Below are 23,189 nucleotides of genomic sequence, written 5' to 3' on the forward strand. Positions count from 1 at the left end.
TATGACGCAACTAAATAACCACTATAAAGCACACCGGCTTAAACATGGCATAATAAGCCGATTTTTAACTAGCTTAGGGTTAACAAGTAATGTTTCAACTGCGCGACTATCAGCAAGCCTCGGTAGATGCCGTTCTCGCTCACTTTCGAAAAAGTGACGATTCCGCTGTGTTGGTGCTGCCAACTGGTGCTGGGAAAAGCATCGTGATTGCCGAACTTGCGCGTTTAGCGCGTCACCCTATTCTGGTGCTGGCCCATGTCAAAGAGTTAGTCGAACAGAATCATCAAAAGTTTAAAGACTATGGTTTTGAGTCAGGCGTTTATGCCGCAGGTTTAGGCTTAAAACAAAACCAACTTCCAGTTACCTTTGCCAGTGTGCAGTCTTTAAGTCGCAACCTTGTAGCTTTTTCTGGCTACTACTCTTTGCTAGTGATTGATGAATGTCACCGGGTAAGCGAAGACGATGACAGTCAGTATCAACAAATTATTCAGCATTTAAAGCAACAAAACCCACAACTAAAAGTGCTGGGTTTAACGGCTACCCCGTACCGTTTAGATAGAGGTTGGATCTACCAACATCATTATCACGGCTATGTACGTGGCAGCGATCAAGCTTGGTTTAAAAAGTGTATTTACGAGCTGCCGATGCGCCATCTCATTGCTAAAGGATATTTAACTAAGCCGATGGTGGTGGATGCTCCCGCGGCGCGTTATCAATTTGATGATTTACCGCAGCAATACAGCGAGGCACAGCTCGACCAATTTTTAGCTGCTTGCCCACGAGTCACTCAAGCCATATGTAACCAGCTGGGTAAATTGGCAGAGCAGCGTAAAGGCGTAATGGTGTTTGCTGCTTCGGTTAACCATGCCAAGGAAATTGCACACTATTTACCAGCAGGACAAACGGCGGTCATCACCGCTGCTACCGCCAATGTTGAGCGAGACAGCTTAATTGAACAGTTTAAGCACCAGCAGCTTAAGTTTTTAGTGAATGTATCGGTGTTAACTACGGGCTTTGACGCACCGCATGTGGACTTAATTGCTATTTTGCGGCGCACTGCTTCGGTAAGCTTGTATCAACAAATCGCCGGCCGAGGTTTACGTTTATTCAAAGACAAAACCGATTGCCTAATTGTTGATTATGCAGGTAATAACTACGATCTCTATCAGCCAGAAATTGGCGAAATAAAACCCAACCCTAACAGCACATTGGTGCAAGTAAGTTGCCCGCAATGCCAATTTGCCAATATGTTTTGGGGCATTACCGATAAAGATGGCGATGTTATTGAGCATTATGGTCGACGTTGCCAAGGGTTAGTGGCAGGCCCTGACGAGCCAGCAAAACAAACCCAATGTAGTTACCGCTATAAATACAAACAATGCTCACAATGTAATGCCGAAAACGATATTGCAGCACGGCAATGCGAAAGCTGTGGCTTTCAATTAATTGACCCAGACAAGCAGCTTAAAGATGCGCTGCAGTTAAAAGATCGTAAAGTGTTAAGGTGCAGCGGCATCTCGGCTAGCTGTGATGGAAATAAACTTAAATTGGTTTATCACGATGAAGATGGCGCAGAGCTTAGCGAATCCTTTAATTTTGATTACGCCAAAGCCAAGCAACAATTTAACACCTTGTTTAGTCGCAGAGTCTCTGAGCAAGCTGCTCTTATTAACGATGCAAAAGAAGCAGAAGCACTAATAACAAAACTTGTATCCCCCGATTTTGTTATCGCTAAAAAGCAAAAGCACTACTGGGTTATTGAACACCGAATATTTGATTATCAAGGTAATTATCGAAAAGCTAATCAGCAGTATTAGATTTCAAAATGCAAAGGGGAGAATATCCGATTTTAGCTTAGCCCCCGTGCGCAGAAAAAAGTGGCCTAATAGCCGCTTTATTTATATCAGAAGAACTTTACTCTAATAATTCTGGTTTAATCAGTGGCGCTACAAAGCCCTTGTGTTGCTGTATTTCTTCTAAGCTCAAGCCGGTTAATTCATATGGGAAGACTAGCCATTGCTCGGTTTGGTGCAGGCAAAAATCGGGCTTTAATGATGTTTGGTTAAACTTAGGTCGCTCCCATAAGGTGGCAATTTTAACTTGGCTAGGCATATTGCGTTTTAGCTTGGATTTTAAACGCTTAATCACTGCTTCTACATTGTGGCCACTGCTAAACACGTCATCCACTATCAATAAGCTATCTTCAACGTTTAGGTTTTCCAGTAAGTACTGAATACCATGAACTCTTATCGACTCGGGTTCTTGGAGTATTTGATGATAATTGGCTTGCCCTTGGTAGGAGGTACGTACCGAGATATGGTCGGTTTTAACTCCTAAGGTTTGTAAGCACTCTTGCACGTAAATGCCTACAGCACTGCCTCCGCGCCACAGGCCAACGATAAAAGTAGGGCGAAAACCACTTTCGAAAATATGCACAGCTAAACGAAAGGAATCTTGAATTAAGCTGTCTTCATCTAAGTAGTGCTTTTGTAGTTGGGCTGTCGGCTGGCTCATTGGCATGAAAAGTGTCCTTGAGTTTACGAGTTCTATAATGATAGTTTTATACTACACCTTTGACCAAAAGGTCAGTTTTAATCGTAGGTAATTATGAGCGACAAACTTTACATCACTGGGCAAGAGCTACTCGAAGACTCATTTCGCTTGGCTGAAAAAGTATTGGCAAGCGATTTTAAACCTAGCTTTATTATTGCTGTGTGGCGCGGCGGTGCACCGATTGGTATCGCGGTTCAAGAATTTTTGGCTTATCACGGCATTGCTAGCGATAACATTGCCATTCGCACATCTTCGTACGCTGCAGCGATAGATAGTCAAGCAAAGCAGGTTAAGGTATTTGGGCTCAACTACTTGGTGAAGCATGTACAGCAGCATGACCGTTTATTGATTGTTGATGATGTATTCGATACCGGCCGCTCTATTGAAGCGATTATTAATGAGCTAAGCCGCTTAGCGAGGTTAAATACCCCTAGTGATATTCGGGTTGCGGTTCCGTATTTTAAGCCAGAGCGCAATAAAACCGACCGAGTGCCAGATTACTATTTGCATGAAACCAAGCAATGGTTAAAGTATCCGCATTCTCTTGAAGGTTTAAGCCCAAAGGAGATCGCCGAGCGTAGACCGGAGTTGTATCAAATAATTAAAGCGCATTTGCCTAAGTAGCTAACTCATGAGTGCTAGATTTTGTGGGCAAAGCACTTGGCTCCTAAGGCCGTATACCGCTAAAGCTTGCTATAACTTTTGTCTAAAAACAAAATCATAAATCCGCAATAATAAAACTGCTAAATTGCACCATACTTGCTTAATGAGAGACTACTAATTAAGCGGAGCAAGCCATGGCGGTGAAATTTTCTGTAGCGACAGCGAATACCTTAAACCTTAATAGACCCAATTTACCTATGTATAGGGATCGACAAGGTTGGTTGCCAAACGAGTACGACAATAAGGTGCGTTGGTTAGTAAATCAGTTGCAAACTATTGGTGCGGATTTATGGGGTTTTCAAGAATTGTGGCATGCCGATGCTTTATTGGATTTGTTCCAAAATGCTGGGTTAGATTCTCAATATCAGTTACTGGTGCCCGATGGACATCAAGGTAAAATTGCTTGTGCAGCAGCAGTGCGTAATGAATTGCTGGTAGGGCAAGCGGAGTGGATTAGTCAGTTTCCAGCAAGCTTTAAGTTAGCCAGCCAAGGGGATGATGCGCAAACCGGCGCCTTGGACTTAGATATTAATAGCTTCTCTCGCCCGGTGCTGCATTTTCAAATAAAGCCTCATGCCGATGAGGAGAACGTACATGTATATGTTTGCCATTTTAAATCCAAACGACCTACACGAATAGATAATGAAGATTGGTATGACGATGCGCAGCATAAACCGCATCGTAATGCCTTGGGTTATGCCATCTCTACTTTGCGCCGCACCGCGGAGGCTGTAGCGTTAAGAATGATCTTAACTGAGCAAATGAAACACACCGATACGCCAGTGATTGTGTTGGGCGACTTGAATGATGGTCAAGCCAGCAACACCTTGAATATTCTTACTGAGCAACCACGTTTTTTGTTAGACGGCGATGCGCGAGGAGGGGCCGATAACGCCTTGTATTCAGCGGGTACCATGCAGCAATATCGTAGTCAGCGTGATGTTTATTACACCCATGTGCATAACAACCAGCTTGAATCCTTAGACCATATATTACTCAGTGAGCAGTTTTACGATAAAAGCCGAGATAGAATTTGGGCCTTTAAAGGTTTAGAGGTATTTAACGATCATTTAAACGATGAGCATTACGAGCAACTAGGTGCGACAGACCACGGCATTATTAAAGCAAACTTTGTTTATAAGCCTTTAGATTAAACAAATTTTAGGGGGCTTAAGTGCAACGCTAAGCCCCCTAAAGCTCTATTGGGGAGCGTCGTGTTGGTAGCCAAACTGCTCAATAAACTCGGCTACCTTGGGAACATGAGGTTGCAAGAATTGCTGGTAGTTAAGCCACTTGTAGCGTGACTCTGTATAAATCGGTTTAACTACTTGGTTACTTGAGGCAGACATAACAATTTTTTGTTGGGCGTGTTTCTCAAACTCTAAATAGCTACTGTTTGCAGACATCCCGAGGAACTCAAACACTTTGCTGGCTTCTTTCTCTAAATCTTCAACTAAGTCTTCATAACGTACAAAATGAATATTTAAGGGTAATTCAACTTGGTAGCGATTAAACAGCTTGAATACTTGCTGGTAGCGCTTAAAGCAATCGCCTAGTTGGTTAAGCCAGGCTTGCTCTTGGTTATTGGCAGAGTTTTGCTGAAAGTTACTCAAACATGTGTCGATTGGATGGCGTAAACAAAAGATAATCTTCGCCTTAGGGAAGAGCTGCAAGATGAATGGCAGATCTACCGTATAAAGCGGAAACTTGTCCACAATAAGACTATTGGCCTGCGGAGCTAAACCTAAGCTTTGGATGTAGCTAAAGTATTGCTCCCGCAATTGTTTTAACTCATCTTCTGTTAGTGTGGCTAGATCTTGCGGATAGCGTTTATTAAATTGGCTAGTGATGCTTTGAGTTAAATTATAAATAGAACGTGTTTCACTTAAGGCAACGATGTTCGGCTGAGTATCTAATATGTTCTCCAGCAGAGTAGTGCCAGAGCGATTAAAGCCCATCATAAACACCGGTTGTGGTTCATTGGCCTCAGCTTGTTGTTTGATGAAAGACAAGTCTAGCTTTTGAAATTCTGCCACTTTGTCTGTGCGCGTTTGCCCTTGAACGCGTTGGTGATTCAAACTCGCCATGGCCGAAAAATCGGCAAAGGCTGCTGAGTAGTCTTTCTGTTTATCGAAGGCCTCTGCCCGTAGTTTAAAAGCCGCCTTTTGGCGCATAAAGTCGAGACGGTCAATCAGTTCGTCGCTCAATAACTCTATAACGTGTTCGCTGTGACCGTTCCTTGCGCTTAGTTCTGCCAGGTAAAAACTTATCCAAGCTTTATTTACAAAATCAATTTGCGCTTGCTGTAACAGTTGTTCGGCTTGTTGGTGCTCGCGAATGAACATTAGGGTGTCTATGGAAAATTCTAGCTGCCATTCTTCTACAAACTTGCTGTGGCTCAATAGCTCTTCAATTAGGCGTAATATGAGCGCTCGTTGATTTTGACGTTTAGCGCTAGAGATGAGTAATGCTTGAGCTGGCGCAAATTGTCCCGGCCACGTTTTCATTTTTTCTGCCAAGCTGCTTAAATCTTGATATCTATCTTCTTCTAAGTAGCACTCGCCCAGAGCTGCAGCTACATCGGCATTATTTGCCTCACCGGTTAAGCTAAAGCTTTGTTCAAAATGCTCAATTGCTGATGAAAATAAGCCAAGTAGTTTTTCTGCCTTAGCCATGTTTTTGTAAGTGGCGCTTCGTTGTTGTTGGTTTTCGCTTAGCGCTAATAAACTTTTATAGCTGGCTAAAGCACGCTCTAGTTTCTGCTGTTGAAAAAGTACAAACGCCTCTAACTCTAGGCTTTTATAGTCTTGCTGAGACTTAAGCTTGTTGATTTTGCCAATGGTAGATAAGGCTTGGCTATATTTACCCGCTTGTAAGGCCTTTACGGCTTTTTCCATAATGGCGTGGCGCATCTCAGGCTTCATTAGTGCTTCCTATCATGTCTAGCGTTTACTTGTTTGGCATTACTTTAAAGCAAAATAACAGTTTTTGATGCGTAGTTTATCGCAGTGCTAAAAGCCAATGATGTTTCATGAAGAAGTGTTAGCTAGCGGTTAATTTCATCATTGAGCTGCCCAAGCTTGGGGAGTTGCGGCAGTAGCCTACTGCACCAACTTGTTGGTTGGCCTTTATTGGTGCAATTATCAACATCTCGGTGCAAATCCAGTTAAATAAACACTTTTTGTTTTGCCACATTGTATTTGAAAATCAGGCTGCAGTTGCCGTGTTGTTAGGGTTTTGTGTGTTTTTTGTGGCGTTTGGCTTAACAATTGCAATTTCCCCTTTGTAGGTCAGGGACAGGCCCAAGCAGCAAGGAAGCAACGAAATCCGTTCTACTTGTAAAGGTGAACTCGCCAAGGGAAACCAAGGTGAATAGAACCAGCCAACAGTTTTTATCTACTACTTAAGCAATATAGGGAAATATTATGTCTTATTTAGCTCCTGCGGAGTTCGTAACCAAAATGGTTGACGCTGGTGAATCTAAAGTATTCATGTCAACACGAGATACTCTTATTCGAGCCTTTATGGCTGGCGCCATCTTGGCATTGGCAGCAATTTTTGCCATTACCATGGCAGTGAATACAGGCAACTTCCTCATTGGGGCTATTTTGTTCCCTGTTGGTTTCTGTATGCTTTATTTAATGGGTTTTGACCTATTAACGGGGGTGTTTGTACTGGTGCCTTTGGCCTTGTTAGATAAGCGGCCTGGGGTTGATGTAAAAGGCATGCTAAGAAACTGGGGCTTTGTATTTTTAGGTAACTTTGCTGGTGCACTTACCGTTGCCTTCATGATGGCCTTTATCTTTACCTACGGGTTTAACATTGAAGCGGGCGCTGTGGGTGCTAAAGCTGCTGCCATTGGTGAAGCGCGTACTGTAGGTTATGCAGAACATGGTGTTGCTGGTTGGTTTACTATTTTCATCCGTGGCATGTTGTGTAACTGGATGGTATCAATGGGCGTTGTAGGTGCAATGATTTCTACTAACGTTAGCGGTAAAGTAATCGCCATGTGGATGCCTATCTTCTTGTTCTTCTACATGGGCTTTGAGCACTCAGTAGTTAACATGTTCCTATTCCCATTTGGTTTGATTATGGGCGGTGATTTCTCAATCATGGATTACTTCCTATGGAACGAAATTCCAACTGCATTGGGTAACCTAGTAGGTGGTTTAGCCTTCACTGGTTTAACACTTTACACCACCCACGTAAGAACCGCGCCTAAGCGAAAAGTAGCTAAAGCAGCGGTTGAAGCGCCAAGTAAAGCGGCTACTAGCAACGCTTAATTAAAGGACAGTAGATGACGAGCCAGCTGAGTATCTCCATCGGTCATTGTTCTGATAAAGGTCGCAAAGACATTAATCAAGACAGTTATGGAAGCTATACTCCGCGTGGCTCTCTACTCAATCATAAAGGCTTTGCTGCTGTGATGGCCGACGGCATAAGCAGCAGCGAAGTAAGTCAAATAGCCAGTGAAACCGCAGTAAAAAGTTTTTTAGATGATTACTACTGCACCTCCGAGACGTGGTCGGTTCAGCATGCTGTCGAAAAGGTCTTAGACGCCACCAACTCTTGGCTGTATAGCCAGTCGCAACAAAGCCCTTACCATTACGACAAAGACAAAGGCTACGTTTGTACGCTTAGTGCTTTAGTGATTAAAGGCAATAAGGCGCATATTTTTCATGTTGGTGATACCCGAGTGTATCGCCTCAATCAGCAGGGCTTAGAGTTACTCACCAAAGATCACCGACTATGGGTGAATGATAATAAAAGCTACTTAAGCCGTGCGCTAGGTATTGATGAATATTGTGAGTTTGATTACCACACGCTGCCTGTGAGCCCTGGTGATATTTTTTTGTTGGCTACCGATGGTGTGTACGAGTTTGTTGATGCAGACCTTATCAACAATACTATTGCCCAATGTGCCAACGATTTAGAAGCAGCGGCAGCGCAAATTGTTGATAAAGCCTATCAGGCAGGCAGCGACGACAACTTAAGCTTACAAATCATAAAGGTAGAGCAACTAGCAGAACAAAGCGCTCTGCAGCTTAAAGAGCAAATAGAGACTTTACCTTTTCCCCCAGAGTTAAGTGCTCGAATGAGCATAGACAACTACACCATTGTTCGACAAATTCATGCCAGTAGCCGAAGCCACGTGTTTTTAGCATTGGATGAACAAAGCGGCGAGCAAGTGATACTAAAAACACCTTCGGTAGATTTGCGGGACGACCCCGATTATTTAGAGCGCTTTTATACCGAAGAGTGGATAGCGCGGCGTATTAACAGTGCCTATGTGTTAAAAGCGAGCCGCAACCCACGCCAACGTAACTACCTTTATACGGTATTTGAATACATAGAAGGGCAAACCTTAGCCCAATGGATTATCGATAACCCTAAGCCAGAACTCGCTAAGGTGAGGGAAATTGTAGAGCAAATTGCTAAAGGCCTACGTGCCTTTCATCGCATGGATATGCTTCATCAAGATCTTAAGCCAGACAACATTATGATTGATAGCTCTGGCACCATTAAAATTATCGACTTTGGCTCGGTATGGGCCGCTGGTCTTGCAGAGCAAACTCAAGACATTACCCAGCAACATTTGCTAGGTACTGCGTTATATTCGGCGCCAGAGTTGTTTTTGGGTATTGGCGGCAGTACCCGCGCAGAGCAGTTTTCGCTGGCAGTAATTACTTACTACACGCTAAGCGGCCGCTATCCTTACGGTACTAAAGTGGCGGGTGCAAAAAGCCATGCAGCGCAAAAACGCTTACGCTATCAATCGGTAATTGACAGTGACAGCGAAATCCCAGCTTGGATTGATGATGCCCTAGAAAAAGCGCTGCACATAAACCCCTTAAAACGTTACGAACAAATCACCGAATTTCTCTGTGATTTACGCCAACCCAACAAAGCTTTTTTGAATAAGGCTCGCGCTCCATTGGTAGAGCGCAATCCGGTGGCGGTATGGCAAGGGATCTCTGCAATTTTGGCGGCTATGGTGGTGTACCTATTACTTAGGTGAACACCGAGTTGTTTCGTTTTTCAATCAAAGGAAGGAAGCAAAAAAATGATATCAAGTAGAGAAGAAGTAACTCAACAAATTGTATCAACCAAGGTGAGAAAAGGCATTAAGTGGAGCGAGGTAGCCAGCGCCATTGGTTTATCGAAAGAGTGGACAACTGCAGCGTGTTTAGGGCAAATGACCTTTGATAAAAGCCAAGCTGAAACCGTGGGCGATATTTTTGAGTTAAGTGACGAAGCCATCGCGTGGTTACAAATTGTGCCTTACAAAGGCTCACTGCCTACCGCTGTACCAACCGATCCGCTTATCTACCGTTGGTATGAAGTTGTAAATGTATACGGCAGCACCATTAAAGAGCTCATTCATGAAGAGTTTGGTGATGGTATTATGAGCGCTATTGATTTTTCGATGGACATCAAGCGTGAAGCCGATCCTAAAGGTGAAAGAGTAAACGTAGTGTTGTCGGGTAAGTTTTTACCTTACAAAACTTACTAGATGCTAGCCTCATGAAGCATTAGAGCCAGCACCACGCTGGCTTTTTTGTGAACGTCATAGCGAGATACTGACCCATGATCTACAAAGTTGTTGCTATGAGTACTGGTCAATTCCATACCTACAAAGCTAAACTGTCGCCTAATTTTATTTAGCCTAAAAGGTAATGTGATGAACCCAATTCTTGCCATGTTGAGAGAGAACAATATTAGTGACCAGCAAATCAGTGAGCTTTTTGAAGTGCTTACTCAAAACCCCCTTGCTGCTATGGCGACTATTGGCCAATTAGGTTTGCCTCAAGAACAATTGCAATTGCTGATGGGACAGGTGATGCAGAACCCAGCTTTGATTAAAGAAGCAGTAGAAGAATTAGGTTTAGACTTTGCCAAAGTAGAGGCAGCTAAAGAACAGCTTAATAAATAAGAAAAAAGCGCTAAAACTGTCGACTTTAGCGCTTGAAGATTGGCTGTTTGCTTAAAGTTTTGTTTACTTAAAGTTACGTTTGCTTCTAGGCTCGTTAGAACTTATCGACTATAGCGTTGGTTTTTGCTGCGTAAACGGCGTAACCACTGGAAGCGAGCTAAACGTTGCATGTCTTCAATGGCATCGGTTTCGTCGGTAATCTCTTGGCCTAACAGGGTTTCAATAATGTCTTCCATGGTAAGCAAGCCTTGTACTTCACCGTATTCGTTCACTACTGCTGCAATAAGCTCTCGAGCCTGTAACAAGCTTTGATAAGCATGCCTAACACTTACGCTAGCTGGCAGCATTAGCAACTTACGCGAGTAATCACTTATTTGTGTGTCGCCATTGCCGCTTGCAGCTGCGCCTAAAACATCTTGTTTATGCACGTAAGAGACAAAGTTGTCGCGCTCACCTTGGTATACCGGAAAACGCGAAAACGGCTGGCTTAAGTGCTCTTCAACAAAGCTCGCCACGGTGCTGTTTAGTTCAACACGCTGCACTACCGCGCGCGGAGTCATCACTTCAGTAATCTTTAACTTTTCTAGTTGAAGTAGGTTACGTAATACTTGCGACTCGCCTTGCTCAATCACACCTTGCTGGTGGCCAAGTTCGGCTAAAGCACTAATTTCGTCACGCAAGCTTGAAAAATCTTCTTGCTGTTTACCAATACGTGCAGTGATGCGATCACTTAACCACACAAAAGGGTAAAACACTTTAATCATCAAAGGCAGCAACCAAGAGGCAAACGGCGCAAGTTGGCGCCAATAAGTCACTCCTAAGGTTTTAGGCACAATTTCAGACAATACTAATACCAGTACCGTCATAATTGCTGATGAAATGGCTAAGTATTGTGAGCCATAAAGCTCTGCTACTTGTGCACCCACACCAGCGGCTCCGGCAGTGTGAGCAACAGTGTTTAGGGTAAGAATCGCCGCCAGCGGCTTATCGATACTCGCTTTTAGCTTGGCGAGCCGCTCTGCAACTTTAGGATATTGCTGCTGTTGCAGCTGAATATAGCTAGGAGAAACGCTAAGTAGTACCGCCTCTAGCACAGAACACAAAAATGAAACAATAATAGCAAGACACAAAAAACTTACTAAAAGAAACACTTAATCCACCATTTTATAAACCCAAATACACTGTTGGGCGTGCAGTAACGCTGCCACAAATAGTCTTGCCGCTGTCGTTAGCCGCAGTTTATCAAGTTATATCAACAAAAGGGCAGAAGAATATTTAGATTTACATAACTTGGGTGGTAAATATGAGGCACAAAAAAAGACACCCTTAGGTGTCTTCGTTTGTAGAATTGGTGGAGCTGGCGGGTTTCGAACCCGCGTCCAAAACCATTCTAACCAATGGCGCTACATGTTTAGTTTGTCTTTATTCTCGTTAGCAAGCTGCGAACAAACACGCCACTTACTAACATACCAGAATTATATTTCGCGGTTCAGCTCTCTAGTCAAAGCATCCCTCGCTATCTTGTTTGGGTTTGAACTTCTATGATTCCCCGTCTTACAAGCGGAAGCTAGGGTAGAAGTGCTCTAGCAGGTTATTAAGCTGCTAGTGCGTAGTTTTCGTCGTTTGCGACTATTTTTTTGCGGCTTTTTACGTGGCAAACCGCCCCACGACATGCTCCACAAGCCTTCCTGATCCTGTCGAATCCAATTCAGCCCCGGAATTTCTCAAGCATTGTAACACAAGCCAACGGCGTGCGGATATACAGTGCTGTTTAAACGCTGCTTATTTACCCAATAGGGTAAAACTATCTGAAGCTGTGCTTCATTACGCGGTCTTTAGTGCGTTGCCATTCGCGATCTTTTTCATCTTCACGCTTGTCTTGGTCTTTCTTACCTTTGGCTAAGCCTACTTCTAGTTTGGCCCAGGAGCCTTTCCAGTATAAAGCCGTTGCAACAATGGTATAGCCTTGGCGCTCAACCGCACCAATAAGCTTATCTAGCTCTCGGCGATTAAGAAGCAGTTTGCGAATGCGTGTTGGATCTGCCACAACATGGGTTGAGGCTGAAATTAGTGGTTGAATGTTTAAACCAGAAACAAAGGCTTCGCCGTCGCGCACGTATACGTAGCTCTCGGCGATATTTACCTTTCCGGTTCGCATGGATTTTACTTCCCAGCCTTGTAGTTCCATACCCGCTTCAAACTTGTCTTCGATACGGTATTCATGCCGCGCTTTTTTGTTTAGCGCAATGGTATTGGAACCAGCTTTTGATTTTGATTTTTTCTTGCTCATGGCGGCTATTATACCGATGCGGCGGGGCTTTAAAACTGATAATGTGCGGATTAGCTCAGCTAATGATAAAATGTGTGCAGATTTGATGAAAGAGTGGGTTCATGCCGCAAGTAAACCGTAGTGCCTTAGTGATGTTTAGCGCTAAGCAAATGTACCAATTAGTTAATGATATAAACGCCTACCCTGAGTTTTTACCTGGGTGTGTGAATAGTGAAATATTAGAAGAAAGTACTTCTAGTATGGTAGCCGAAGTTGGGGTTGCCAAAGCAGGCATAAAAAATAAGTTTGTGACTAAAAACACCCTCACTGAAGATCAGTCCATTCAAATGAAATTGGTGGATGGTCCGTTTAAATCTTTAACTGGGGTATGGAACTTTGTGGCCTTGGACGAGCAAGCTTGTAAAGTGATGTTGGATTTAGATTTTGAGTTTAGCAACAAACTAATAGCGGCGGCGTTTGGCCGTGTATTTAATGAATTAGCTGGCAATATGGTGCAAGCCTTTGTTGAGCGGGCCAAGCAGGTATATTAACGGTGTCGGATCTAATAAATGTAGAAGTGGTTTACGGCTTGCCAGAGCATCAAGTATTGTTGGCGCTAAAGGTTGAGCAGGGGTGCAGTATTTTGGAGGCCATTCATCAATCTGGCATAGTGCAGCATTTTCCTGAAATTGAGCCTGAGAAGGCGTCGGTTGGCATATTTAGCCGAGCAGCAAAACTCGCTCAGGAGTTACGAGATGGTGATAGAGTTGAAATATATCGTCCATTGATAGCAGACCCTAAAGAGTTGCGAAAAATTCGTGCTGAGAGGGCTAAAGCAGAAGGGCGAGCCAGTAAGGTAACTGGCGGCAGGCCAAAAACGAAAAAAGCAGATAACTAGAAACAAAAAAGCCAGATGATTAATCTGGCTTTTTTTATTGATGTTTTGTATTTAACCGGCGTCGAGCGGTTGCATAAAGTCTTCGCTGACTTGGTAGTCACCTTCGATGAAGGCTAAGTGGTCATTCACAAACTGAATCACTAAATCGCGCTTCTCAAAATCACCGTTGCCACTTTGATAGCTGTATAAGTAATACCAACGTTCTTTATCGAAGGCGTCAATTAACATTGGAGTACCTAGTACAAACCGTACTTGCTCCTTAGTCATGTTAATGCGGAGCTGTTCTACTTTGGCATCATCAATGTAGTTGCCTTGTGGAATATCAATTTTATATACCATCCAGTCGAAGGCAGAACAGCCAATTAGGCCAATGCTGGCTAGTAGAACAAAAATTTTGGCAGTAAAACGCATGTGAATCGAAGCTCCTTGTTAAGGCAAGCATCATAACTAAGCCTTGCCATAAAAAGAAGCTTGGAATGCTAAGAATTCAATCCTTAATCAATAATTCTTGCGCGTTTGCTAGCGCCGAAGCGGTAATTTCATCACCTGCAAGCAAGCGGGCTAGTTCTCCAAGGCGTTGTTCTGTATCCAAGGCTTGCATGTTTGTTATCGTTTCGTTTTTCTTTTGCTGTTTGCTCACCAGCATTTGTTGATGACCGTGGCCTGCAACTTGCGGTAAGTGAGTGACGCACAATACTTGGCATTGTTTACCTAGCTGGCGTAACATGCCGCCAACCACTGCGGCAGTTGGGCCACTAATACCCACATCCACTTCATCAAAAATTAGCGTTGGGGTTAAGATACTGGCGGAACAAATCACCTGAATTGCTAAGCCTATGCGTGAGAGCTCGCCGCCGGATGCGACTTTTTCGATAGCCTGCATCGGTTGGCCTGGGTTAGTGCGCACCAGTAATTCAACTCGGTCAATACCGTTGGCGTTGGTAAATTGCTCGTCACTTTGTAAAGAAAACTCACACTGGGCTTTTGCCATGCTTAGGTTGTGAATTTCTTTGGTGATTTGTTTGCTTAAGCTATTAGCGGCGCGCTCTCGACTTTTAGACAGCTTATTAGCTTTAGCTAAATATTGTTGCCATGCCTTATCAATATCTTCGGCAAGGTGTTCAAAGCGTTCTGTTTGTTGGCTTAGTTGTTCTAGTTGATGTTGTAACTGTTGATGCAGCTCTGGCAGTTGTTCTGGGTTTGTTTGGTGTTTCCTTGCAAGCTCTAAGGCTTGGCTTAAACGCTCTTCTAATTCTGCAAATAACTCTGGGTCGTAATCCAATTGCTCACTGTAACTACTTAACTGCTGAGTGGCTTCTTCTACTTGGATTTGAGCTTCGTGTAATAGGTTATTGATTGCATCTAGTTTAGGGTCTAATTCGAGCAGTTGGCTGGTTGTTTTGCAGGCTTGGCCTAGCATATCTAATACGTTTACTTGCTCATCGTGGCCAAGTAGCTGAGTAAGTTGATAGCTTGATTGTTGTAGCTCGGTGCTATGAGACAAACATTGATGCTGCTGCTCAATAGTTTGGTATTCGCCCGGCTGCAGGGCGAACTCATCTAACTCTTTGACTTGGTATTCAAGTAACTGACGTTGTGCAGCCAATTCATTTTGTTGTTGTTCTGCTAGCTCTTTCTCGTTACATAAGCTTTTCCAAGTTTGGTAAGCTTGTTTAACGTCTTGAATAAGTTGAGGGTGAGCTGCATATTGGTCAACAATGCTTAACTGCTGACTTGGTTTTAATAATAGTTGATGGGCGTGCTGGCCATGAATACTGACAAGGTATTGGCCCAAGCTTTTTAACTGCGCAGCGGGTACTGCTGTTCCATTAATATAGGCTTTCGAACGTCCCTCTTTAGTGATTACTCGGCGTAGAATACACTCATCATCACTTAGCAGTTCATTTTGTTGCAGCCAAAGCTGGGCACCTTGGTTATTGCTTAAATCAAATTGAGCACTAATTTCGGCTTTATCTGCGCCTTGCCTAACTACAGAGGCTTCGGCGCGATTGCCTAAACATAGGCCTAGCGCATCAATGGCAATAGATTTACCAGCACCAGTTTCACCGGTGATGGTGGTCATACCTTGGTGTAAGTCGAGTTCAAGAAACCGAACAATCGCAAAATTTTGTACGCTTAATTGAGTGAGCATATCCTTACCTGACTATTTATACAGTAACTGTATAAATATATAGTTCTATTTTTAAACATGCAAGCATCAAATGTAGGTATTACTTACAGTGTGATTTTTTACATTTGGATGTAATTCTTATGTATCATAGGCTTAAGTGGCAGATGGGTTATGATCAGCGGATTCAAGCAACTTACGTTACCAATTTGGAACTCGATGTTCTTGGTAACTGAAACTTGATGTGCTTCTGTCTAATCTTGGTTTTCTAAATTGTTTGGTAGTAATTTGATCACGACAATTGAAGTTGGAAACCCCGGAATTGTAGTTGGAAACTGCAATTGAAGTAGGAGACTGGTTTCATAAAATTATACCAAAGCGAGTGCTACTCTAAGGTGCTCGCTTGGGTTCAATGAATAGTTGAAAGCTCTTTGAGTCATTGCTAAGTTTGGTAGTTCTCATTTACTATTCCATTTTGCGTAAGAATATTTGAGAACTTAGCTTCCGATCTATTCCCATACTTATAGTCAATTTGCTTTGCATACCCGATCAGCCCATTTATATGTGATACCATACCAAACACGGTTTGAAATTTTTTGTGTTCAAGGTGTTGCGGTATACCAAACTTTTCAATGCCTCGAAGATGACCTTCTAATCGTTTTTTGAAACCTTTGAGTAGTATAGGTTCTTGACCGTCTATATTTAGCCCAAGTACAACCTTTCTACAGCCAGGAGGAATTATTTTCAACTTGGATTTATTCGTGCTGAAGTTACTTGATCTAAGAACCTTTTTTACATGGTTTACAGCCTTAATCGCTCTTTCTCTCGAAAATTTCTTATCACCAGTCGAGAACGTTAGATCATCGGCATATCTTGTATAAACAAGTCCGTGCTCTGAAGCATACCTATGAAGCTCCTCGTCAATATCTTGGAAAACCAGATTTGACAGCATTGGACTGGTTGGAGCACCTTGTGGGAGTCTACCAAAGAAACTAACTCCTTTTCTCTTATAAGGGTAATCTGAGGAGTTCGTATTGAAATTACGCCACCTTAAGGTGTTTTTTGCTCTTAAGTGTGTTGGCTGATACGTGCAAATTCGCCCTAACTCAAAAGCCAACAAAGGTTTGTAACCAAGTTTTCGGAATACTTTATAGACCATGACTTCGGATATAGAGTCAAAAAAGTTTTCAATGTCTACTTTGATAAGCCACTTTGATAAACAATGTTCTCTAGCACAATTGAAAATAGATGATTTTGAGTGGTACGAATAGCATCTGAAATGAGGAGCTTGAGACGCTAGTATGTCTCTATTGATCCAGGTCTGTACCAGTTTCAGCTCTACATCTGGAATTGTTAAAAATCTGTGACCTCCACTTCTTTTGGGGATTTTGTGGAAACGGTAGGGAGTTAGATTTCGACGAATGACCTCTCTGAGATATGGGTAGCTTATCCCTGTGATGTGGCATATGTGATTCAAACTAAATACAAACGGAACCGATGTATTACTTCTTGTGAGGGACTCATAAACAATACCATGAAGCCTTTGCTCGGGAATTCCCTTTTGTAAGCCTTCTTGTATATAGGTGTGAGTTGGGCCGATCGTCATACAGCTACCTTTGATGCTCCCGAGCACTGCTTCATCAATACTCGGAAGGCTACGCACCAGAGATTGATGAAGCAGTGGGCTGCGGATTAATGCGAGACATTTTTCACAGAAAGTACTTAACATACTCTCCGAGTTACCTTCCTTAACTTAAAAAGTTAAGGTCGAACACTATCCTGGTTCCAAATAGTGCGCCACATGTAAGCCATATGGCTAAACTAGCTGCAATACGCTCACGGCCCAACTAACGTCACCGAGGATAATAGTTTTTATCATTAAATTCAATATGATAGTTGTCCTTTTTCCATCGTAAAAGCTCTTTTTTTCCTCGCTTAGTAATGGAGATCTCTGAGGAGTCAACTATCAATAACTCCATATCAATCATCAAATTAAGAACCTCTTGGCATACAGAATACGACCAATTCAAAATGAGGTGTATATCATTAGCATTTGTAAAACCATCATTCACTGCACCTAGAAACTGCTTAAATCGTGCTGATGTAGGAATCTGTTGTTCATCTATATGCTCCAAATTTACTCTTAACTGCACGGGTATCGAGCGAGCTGGGTACAGAGCTTTCCAAACTTTTGTCACGCCTCTCTTCGATGTTGAGGCCGCTTTGTAGTTAAATGTATTTCTATACAAGATTGCTGGTAAATTGTTTGGAGCGGAATGTGTAAATACAACCCGCACAGCAGTTTTTTTAAAACCCAGAGGCATAAGCTCTTTTTCATGAGCATAGTCTTCACATAACCTTAGCAAGGCTTGATGATTTGGTAAGTCATAGAAAGTGGGGCATGCCGCAAGATTGTGAATTTTGACTCTAGCTTTTTTTCCCCAGAACTCAAGATAATCAAGTCCTTGCTCAGAGCCCATAAAAGAGACCACATGTATATCTAACTTGCGCCCTGAAACCCAACTTTTAATTGTTTTGTGATTATAAACAGCGTTAATAAAATCAGAGGTTCTTTTACCCGAGCCGATCATGTCATCAACTAGCAATATCGCTTGGCACTTCTTTGATCGTAGTAATGAGAGAGAGGGGGAAAGTTGTTGTTGTTTTATAACTTTCCGTTTGAAGGCTCTTGATAAGTTAGTAATTATATTGGATACAAATGCTTCACTACCTAATGGCTCACTGCCTTGCTGAAGCAGAGGGACTATATTGTCATCTTCCTTATCGAAGTAGCTCGTTTCTCCGTTTAACAATTCTCTTATCGGATAAATCGCGACACTATCATATTGCATCATAATTTGTTCAAGTTGATACGATAAATCGTTGATTACTCGACTAGTTGGTATTACCACCAAGCTGTCAAGTAAGTCGCGAGCCAGCCCTTGATCTACAGTTTTAAACTGTTTGATGAAGGATTGGCAATAACTCATGTTACTTAGCATAAGGGTCTAAAACACCATTGATAGTACTTCAATTTTCATAGATATCTGAAAACTTAATCTAAAGTATATGTTGCATATGTTGTAACTCCCAGTAGCTCAACATTCTTCTTGTTAGGTTCTTGTCGAACTGGACATTTGAAGGGTGAAGTTGACTCACTTTGATAGCAGTCTCTCTGGGAACTCCCCTATCAGATAGGTATCTAGCTAATGGTGTGTGCATGCCTAACTCAATAACAGAAATGATACTCGAATTCTTATTCCCTAGGTCTGCAATTGGTTTTAACAACATAGGTAAACCATAACTCACGTGTTTCCCAAGTTTTTCTATTTCCGAGTCAATCTTGTTATCAATACCGTCATCATCAGAATGAAATCTTGCATGGAGAATATCACGTAAAGGCTTTTCTCTTACCCAGCTCTCAGCACTTTTAGCAACACCATACATATATGCATCATTGTCTATCGTACCTAGGTAACGTTTGAAGTAATAAGGAAACTCCATACGCATGGTAGACATCCAGTCTAAGAAGCCTTGATACATGCCTGGTTCGAAAACATTTGTAGCAAGTGGTTGATAATTAGACTGATAAATTTGAGTTAACTTCGCCAAATCAACAGGATCCCAGTACCTATTAGCTAAAACAAGGTCTCTTTCAACATCTAGTTTCTCAAGGCTCTTCATTATGTCATTGATTAGACCTACCTCTAGGTGCAAGCCAACATCTTTGAGTCTTGAAACGCCTTTCTCTTTACCATGTCTATAGAGCATTTGCCTTATATGTGTAATGAGCGCCTTTGATGGTGCACCATCAACTACTTGATCTCGAGAAAGCACTTCATCAACAAAATCCGCATGCTGTTGATAGATATCTTGGTAGCCTGTGCGGATGTCTTTATATTCTTCAGGAAATAAAGATGAACCACTGTTTCCATGATTTTCTGAGTCAAAAGAGCCTTCATCTAGAACGATAGTTCGACCTATGAAGTCGGTAAGTAGTCTCCCTGCACGCCCTCGTAAGTTGGCAAACTCATAAGCTGATAAACTGATACTATCTTGCTTTCTTTTGGTAAAGAGATTCGGGTTTCGGACAATTACATTTTTCGCAGGAAGATTAACACCTTGCATTAGGGTAGTTGTGCAAAATAAATATTTAATAAACTGCTTCGAAGTAGCATGCTCTATGCTTTTTCTAACATGCATAGGTGTCTTTCCAGTATGGTAAGCAACACCAGACTTCACTATTTTTGCTAACTCGTAGTTTGAATGTACAGAGCTTCTTAGGTAGTTGGATAAGCTATCCAACGCTTTACTATTACCTGCTGCTATATACTTTGCGAATTGATCAGCCGATTTTCTCGCTTGTGTTGAGGTAGGTGAAAAAACAACATTTACGTCATCAGAAAGGCTAGAAAGCGTCCTATGTAAGTAGCCATTGAACTTTGGCGTGTACTGAACTTGCCCTAATCCATTAATATGGTTAGATTTTTCTATAGTCCTTTGTAACGGTACATCAAAAAGCGCTGAGTATTGGTTAAGAAGATAAGTCCCCCTTTTTTTGGATATAGAATAGGTAAGGCTTAAAACGGGAGGAGAGTCAATTTGCTTTTCCTCTGATACTTCACCAAAGATCCTAAACCCAAGCCCCCCGATATTTTTAAGTCTTGGCCCGCTCAAAATGATCTTATCTACATTGGCATCATTCCGAACATCTATTAAAACATCGTATAAAACTTTGGAGCGGTCTTCACCTTCATTCGCAACCTTTTCAATGTTTTGAATCTCGTCTACAACCAGCATATCTAAATTGCTAACACCTGACTCAGAGAAAAGTGCAATTGCTCTCTCTTGAGTGACGACATAAATGAATTCTTCGAGCTCTTCTTCAAAGGAATTCAATACATCGATGTCCCTTATACTATGCTCACGCATGAGCTTGGATAAGTCTGCCGTTACTTGGCTAATAAGGCTCAGAGTTGGCACCACATAGACGAACTTACGTGCCCCTTGCTTTAGCATATCAATAATTTTTAGATATATTAGAAAGGACTTACCTGCTGAGGTCGGAGCTGAGATACCTACTAATCTATTTTGCTCTATTGCCCGCCAAAGGTCGGATTGAAAGCCAGTAAGTGTGTACGTCTTTTCACCGATGGTTATTTGATTTTTTCGGTCATGGATTAGTACTCTTAACTTATCAATATAGCTATTCATCGGGGAGTAAACGCCTTCTTCTCTAAGTTGCTCGTCTAGCATCATAGAGCTTGGAGAAAATCCCATGGAAGATAAGATAGGAGTAATGATCTGTCTTAGATTGTCTTTAATTGATGTTTCTGAGTGAGTCCACAATAGTGAAACGATACTAATAGCAATTTGCCTGTTGAAGTCAGTATCTTCACTGTTCGAAACGTCTTTGAGTAAGTTGAGAGCTTCAAGACATAGTTTGTAGGGTATGTATGTATGTTCAGCATCAATCAAACTCATTTTTACTGCGAAGTTATTGAGTTCGATTTCAAGTAATTGTCTCAAGATGGTTCTATCGGTCATAAAAACTAGGCACTAAAATTCGTTGAGGAGGTCATCTAATGACCAACTAGGGAATACTACGTAGTGAATCCGCTCCACAATCGCTGGACGAACACCGCTATAGAGGTTCTCTTTGACATTTTGCCATCTGTAAGCGAGGCAACTTTCAATCTTGTCTTGTATTTCTGTTTGAGTTAGTCCGTCGACCTTTTGGGTTTCTTCATAAGCAATGAGACAAACCAATTCGAAACGCGGTGATTCCAATGTGCCATCTTTCAACTGCCTAGCAATATCTTGAAGGTTAGGGTCAATGAAGTCATCAAGCTGATACAAAATCAACTCGTTATCAATGTTTTCAAATGAATCGACAATACTATTTATTGAAGCTTGTAAGGCTTCATTAAACTTGTACTTAGATTCATAACATTTTGATTCACCTAGGATAAAGCATTTACTAGAATTATCTTCGCGGTAATGAATAGCATCAGCGCCGTGTCGCTCCAATCCAGGGTTTGTTGTCAAAGACATTTTCCGTAACAATGGAGGAGCTCTAAAGAAATGTTGAATGAAGTTAAACAAAAGGAGTTCACCATACTGACCCTGCGGACAACCTTTCCTAAACTTTTGATCTGCGACTTGCATTAGGTATGAGCAAGTATTTTGAACATCTCCATTTCTTGCCTGCATTTCTTGAGCGAAAAGCTGACTATACTTGCTTGTCGAATACACCCAGTTTAATGCCGTACTTTTAAGTTCACGTATAAAACTTGAACGCCTTTCTTGAATATCAACGTATTTTATCGATACTCCTCTATGAGATGCCCCTTTTGGGGAATCTATGTCTTGTTTAAACCAATAGATTTGGTTCATTAAAGACTCAGTATTAGACAAGAGGTGATCAAACTTCATTAAATGCTTATCCCTTTATACTTGTTATGCTGTGAAACCAGTTTAGTGTTATGGAATGCCTTTACACTTTCTTGCGCCATGGTTGCTTAAACAAAGATCTGGTTACCTGTAAGACGGGATTAAATTGTGCGAAATAAACTTGGTGACGATTTGGTCCGTGTACCACCAGTCCGTGTATTGGGGAACTATTATTGAAAGAACAATTCAAGTGTAGCCCTGACTCGCAAAGCTGAATAAGCATAACCCTTAGTAGAACAAGTACGCGTTTTAAAAGATGCTGATAATAAAAACACTAACACGAAATGGAACAGTTTAAAAGAGTTACTGAAGTCACCCACTGGGAACTGTAAGGCCGAGTTGATATTGACAAATCTTCTAGCATTATTACAACATTACACAGCTTTTCAACACAGCTAGATTGGCTATCAGTGAGCGCTTGTAGTTGGGCGACGAACTTGCGGAAATGAACTTGGCACTAGGGTGTTATCTCTTAACTTTGCCTACTTTGAGTGTAGCAACAGTTAAGAGGAACATAGCCATTAGTTTAGATAAAGCTCCTCTGCCAAATTTGCTGTTTGCTCAAATGGCAGGCCATATTTATCAGACATCGTGGAGAGAACACTCTCAAAATCATGGACTTCACCGACGTTATATCGATAAACAGCAACAAAGGTTAAGTCTGGAGTATCGACTTCTTCATTAGATTGCTTTCCGAAGAAGTGTTTGGATAGTTTAGCAAATCCAGATACATTTTCTTTTTCAGCCTTGTAAACAATTAGTTTTGCACAGTTTTCGCCCCCTTCTTCTGTATCTACACACCAAGAGTTATAACACCAGGGGAGTGTGTACTCTAAAGCTAACTTTCGAGAGTTCTCTCCTGCTATTGCTCTCCTAGATAAGCCATTGAGCGAAAGAGAGGGATGAGCGCAATCTGACGACTGTTCAACTGTGTACTCAATGGCTCTATTGACATCAAAAGTACCTAATGCGACTGGTTTATATCTTTCGATGTTTTCTAAATACTGGTAAGGCCTGAGAATCCTAGACACTTTCTAGGTTCTCAAAATACTGCTGCTCAAAGTCAGCAGGAGACATACGGTCATTGTTAGTATGTCGTCGCTTCGGATTGTAGAACATTTCGATATAGTGGAACATAGCTTGCCTAGCCTCATCCCTCGTCTTGTACTTAGTTTTGCGTACTTTTTCTTTAAGTTGCTAAAGAAGCTTTCTACTACTGCGTTATCCCAACAATTTCCCCTGCGGCTCATATTGGGCTTTATACCCAATTCAGTCAGTAGCTTTCTAAAGT

At 42.1% G+C, this 23,189-nt stretch carries 20 protein-coding genes, 1 other RNA gene and 1 pseudogene; 9 read left to right on the top strand and 13 right to left on the bottom strand.

Annotation, left to right across the window (positions count from 1 at the left end):
• The first annotated feature begins 89 nt into the window (after window positions 1-89).
• A complete protein-coding gene (gene radD / locus ACYFDN_RS08620; protein WP_483510768.1) occupies window positions 90-1,817 on the top strand; it encodes a DNA repair helicase RadD in 1,728 nt (575 codons plus the stop codon).
• Window positions 1,818-1,914: 97 nt separating this feature from the next.
• Here radD and ACYFDN_RS08625 read toward each other — a convergent pair whose 3' ends face one another.
• Window positions 1,915-2,514 carry a phosphoribosyltransferase gene (locus ACYFDN_RS08625; protein ID WP_483510769.1) on the bottom strand — a complete coding sequence of 200 codons (600 nt, stop codon included), beginning with the start codon at window positions 2,512-2,514 and terminating at the stop codon, window positions 1,915-1,917.
• 93 nt (window positions 2,515-2,607) lie between these two features.
• Between ACYFDN_RS08625 and ACYFDN_RS08630 the strand changes: the two genes are divergently transcribed.
• The gene (locus tag ACYFDN_RS08630) at window positions 2,608-3,177 is read left to right on the top strand and encodes a phosphoribosyltransferase (RefSeq protein WP_483510770.1); all 570 of its coding nucleotides are present in this window, start codon (window positions 2,608-2,610) and stop codon (window positions 3,175-3,177) included.
• A gap of 173 nt (window positions 3,178-3,350) precedes the next feature.
• Window positions 3,351-4,370, top strand: a complete 1,020-nt coding sequence (locus tag ACYFDN_RS08635) for an endonuclease/exonuclease/phosphatase family protein (RefSeq protein ID WP_152779829.1) — start codon at window positions 3,351-3,353, stop codon at window positions 4,368-4,370.
• Between the two features lie 45 nt (window positions 4,371-4,415).
• Here ACYFDN_RS08635 and ACYFDN_RS08640 read toward each other — a convergent pair whose 3' ends face one another.
• A complete protein-coding gene (locus tag ACYFDN_RS08640) occupies window positions 4,416-6,140 on the bottom strand; it encodes a tetratricopeptide repeat-containing sulfotransferase family protein (RefSeq protein WP_483510771.1) in 1,725 nt (574 codons plus the stop codon).
• A 501-nt stretch (window positions 6,141-6,641) separates the two neighbouring features.
• On the opposite strand from ACYFDN_RS08640, the gene ACYFDN_RS08645 reads away from it, so the two are divergent.
• From ACYFDN_RS08645 to ACYFDN_RS08660, 4 genes are all read left to right on the top strand, one after another.
• Entirely contained in the window at window positions 6,642-7,499 is an 858-nt protein-coding gene (locus ACYFDN_RS08645) for a formate/nitrite transporter family protein (RefSeq protein ID WP_016401003.1), read from the top strand.
• A 14-nt stretch (window positions 7,500-7,513) separates the two neighbouring features.
• Window positions 7,514-9,235: a bifunctional protein-serine/threonine kinase/phosphatase gene (locus tag ACYFDN_RS08650; protein ID WP_483510772.1), complete on the top strand. Its 1,722-nt coding sequence runs from the start codon at window positions 7,514-7,516 to the stop codon at window positions 9,233-9,235.
• Window positions 9,236-9,280: 45 nt separating this feature from the next.
• Window positions 9,281-9,730: a cyanase gene (gene cynS / locus ACYFDN_RS08655; RefSeq protein WP_483510773.1), complete on the top strand. Its 450-nt coding sequence runs from the start codon at window positions 9,281-9,283 to the stop codon at window positions 9,728-9,730.
• 168 nt (window positions 9,731-9,898) lie between these two features.
• A complete protein-coding gene (locus ACYFDN_RS08660; protein WP_472590367.1) occupies window positions 9,899-10,150 on the top strand; it encodes a DUF2999 family protein in 252 nt (83 codons plus the stop codon).
• A gap of 101 nt (window positions 10,151-10,251) precedes the next feature.
• Here ACYFDN_RS08660 and ACYFDN_RS08665 read toward each other — a convergent pair whose 3' ends face one another.
• The 3 genes from ACYFDN_RS08665 to smpB form a co-directional block, all read right to left on the bottom strand.
• Complete coding sequence (locus tag ACYFDN_RS08665; RefSeq protein ID WP_040306974.1) at window positions 10,252-11,301, bottom strand: CNNM domain-containing protein; 1,050 nt, start codon at window positions 11,299-11,301, stop codon at window positions 10,252-10,254.
• Window positions 11,302-11,499: 198 nt separating this feature from the next.
• Window positions 11,500-11,866, bottom strand: a transfer-messenger RNA (tmRNA) gene (gene ssrA / locus ACYFDN_RS08670).
• Window positions 11,867-11,954: 88 nt separating this feature from the next.
• Window positions 11,955-12,440 carry an SsrA-binding protein SmpB gene (gene smpB, locus ACYFDN_RS08675; protein WP_016401009.1) on the bottom strand — a complete coding sequence of 162 codons (486 nt, stop codon included), beginning with the start codon at window positions 12,438-12,440 and terminating at the stop codon, window positions 11,955-11,957.
• Between the two features lie 101 nt (window positions 12,441-12,541).
• On the opposite strand from smpB, the gene ACYFDN_RS08680 reads away from it, so the two are divergent.
• Window positions 12,542-12,970, top strand: a complete 429-nt coding sequence (locus tag ACYFDN_RS08680; protein ID WP_016401010.1) for an SRPBCC family protein — start codon at window positions 12,542-12,544, stop codon at window positions 12,968-12,970.
• 2 nt (window positions 12,971-12,972) lie between these two features.
• The gene (locus ACYFDN_RS08685) at window positions 12,973-13,317 is read left to right on the top strand and encodes an RnfH family protein (RefSeq protein WP_483510774.1); all 345 of its coding nucleotides are present in this window, start codon (window positions 12,973-12,975) and stop codon (window positions 13,315-13,317) included.
• Between the two features lie 51 nt (window positions 13,318-13,368).
• On the opposite strand, the gene ACYFDN_RS08690 is transcribed toward ACYFDN_RS08685, so the two are convergent.
• The 8 genes and pseudogenes from ACYFDN_RS08690 to ACYFDN_RS08725 all read right to left on the bottom strand — a co-directional run.
• Window positions 13,369-13,728, bottom strand: coding sequence for an outer membrane protein assembly factor BamE (locus ACYFDN_RS08690; RefSeq protein WP_483510775.1), 360 nt, complete (start codon window positions 13,726-13,728; stop codon window positions 13,369-13,371).
• 76 nt (window positions 13,729-13,804) lie between these two features.
• Entirely contained in the window at window positions 13,805-15,469 is a 1,665-nt protein-coding gene (gene recN, locus ACYFDN_RS08695; protein WP_483510776.1) for a DNA repair protein RecN, read from the bottom strand.
• 418 nt (window positions 15,470-15,887) lie between these two features.
• Entirely contained in the window at window positions 15,888-17,051 is a 1,164-nt protein-coding gene (locus tag ACYFDN_RS08700) for a reverse transcriptase family protein (protein ID WP_483510777.1), read from the bottom strand.
• A gap of 247 nt (window positions 17,052-17,298) precedes the next feature.
• Window positions 17,299-18,435: a phosphoribosyltransferase-like protein gene (locus tag ACYFDN_RS08705; protein ID WP_483510778.1), complete on the bottom strand. Its 1,137-nt coding sequence runs from the start codon at window positions 18,433-18,435 to the stop codon at window positions 17,299-17,301.
• Window positions 18,436-18,505: 70 nt separating this feature from the next.
• On the bottom strand, window positions 18,506-20,974 hold the full coding sequence (locus ACYFDN_RS08710; RefSeq protein WP_483510779.1) for a DEAD/DEAH box helicase: 2,469 nt from the start codon (window positions 20,972-20,974) through the stop codon (window positions 18,506-18,508).
• Window positions 20,975-21,004: 30 nt separating this feature from the next.
• Window positions 21,005-21,880 (bottom strand): HamA C-terminal domain-containing protein, encoded by an 876-nt coding sequence (locus ACYFDN_RS08715; RefSeq protein ID WP_483510780.1) that lies wholly within the window; start codon window positions 21,878-21,880, stop codon window positions 21,005-21,007.
• A 539-nt stretch (window positions 21,881-22,419) separates the two neighbouring features.
• The gene (locus tag ACYFDN_RS08720) at window positions 22,420-22,929 is read right to left on the bottom strand and encodes a hypothetical protein (RefSeq protein ID WP_483510781.1); all 510 of its coding nucleotides are present in this window, start codon (window positions 22,927-22,929) and stop codon (window positions 22,420-22,422) included.
• Window positions 22,922-23,189: pseudogene (locus ACYFDN_RS08725) on the bottom strand (IS3 family transposase); the annotation flags it as partial. The gene ACYFDN_RS08720 and the pseudogene ACYFDN_RS08725, both read right to left, overlap by 8 nt.

Source organism: Agarivorans sp. D1326 (genome assembly GCF_056958115.1).

Excerpts from the sequence above, each read along its gene's own strand:
- radD (WP_483510768.1), top strand. The coding sequence starts at position 90 with ATGTTTCAACTGCGCGACTATCAGCAAGCCTCGGTAGATGCCGTTCTC.
- ACYFDN_RS08625 (WP_483510769.1), bottom strand. The coding sequence starts at position 2,514 with ATGAGCCAGCCGACAGCCCAACTACAAAAGCACTACTTAGATGAAGAC.
- ACYFDN_RS08630 (WP_483510770.1), top strand. The coding sequence starts at position 2,608 with ATGAGCGACAAACTTTACATCACTGGGCAAGAGCTACTCGAAGACTCA.
- ACYFDN_RS08635 (WP_152779829.1), top strand. The coding sequence starts at position 3,351 with ATGGCGGTGAAATTTTCTGTAGCGACAGCGAATACCTTAAACCTTAAT.
- ACYFDN_RS08640 (WP_483510771.1), bottom strand. The coding sequence starts at position 6,140 with ATGAAGCCTGAGATGCGCCACGCCATTATGGAAAAAGCCGTAAAGGCC.
- ACYFDN_RS08645 (WP_016401003.1), top strand. The coding sequence starts at position 6,642 with ATGTCTTATTTAGCTCCTGCGGAGTTCGTAACCAAAATGGTTGACGCT.
- ACYFDN_RS08650 (WP_483510772.1), top strand. The coding sequence starts at position 7,514 with ATGACGAGCCAGCTGAGTATCTCCATCGGTCATTGTTCTGATAAAGGT.
- cynS (WP_483510773.1), top strand. The coding sequence starts at position 9,281 with ATGATATCAAGTAGAGAAGAAGTAACTCAACAAATTGTATCAACCAAG.
- ACYFDN_RS08660 (WP_472590367.1), top strand. The coding sequence starts at position 9,899 with ATGAACCCAATTCTTGCCATGTTGAGAGAGAACAATATTAGTGACCAG.
- smpB (WP_016401009.1), bottom strand. The coding sequence starts at position 12,440 with ATGAGCAAGAAAAAATCAAAATCAAAAGCTGGTTCCAATACCATTGCG.
- ACYFDN_RS08680 (WP_016401010.1), top strand. The coding sequence starts at position 12,542 with ATGCCGCAAGTAAACCGTAGTGCCTTAGTGATGTTTAGCGCTAAGCAA.
- ACYFDN_RS08690 (WP_483510775.1), bottom strand. The coding sequence starts at position 13,728 with ATGCGTTTTACTGCCAAAATTTTTGTTCTACTAGCCAGCATTGGCCTA.
- recN (WP_483510776.1), bottom strand. The coding sequence starts at position 15,469 with ATGCTCACTCAATTAAGCGTACAAAATTTTGCGATTGTTCGGTTTCTT.
- ACYFDN_RS08700 (WP_483510777.1), bottom strand. The coding sequence starts at position 17,051 with ATGACGATCGGCCCAACTCACACCTATATACAAGAAGGCTTACAAAAG.
- ACYFDN_RS08705 (WP_483510778.1), bottom strand. The coding sequence starts at position 18,435 with ATGAGTTATTGCCAATCCTTCATCAAACAGTTTAAAACTGTAGATCAA.
- ACYFDN_RS08715 (WP_483510780.1), bottom strand. The coding sequence starts at position 21,880 with ATGAAGTTTGATCACCTCTTGTCTAATACTGAGTCTTTAATGAACCAA.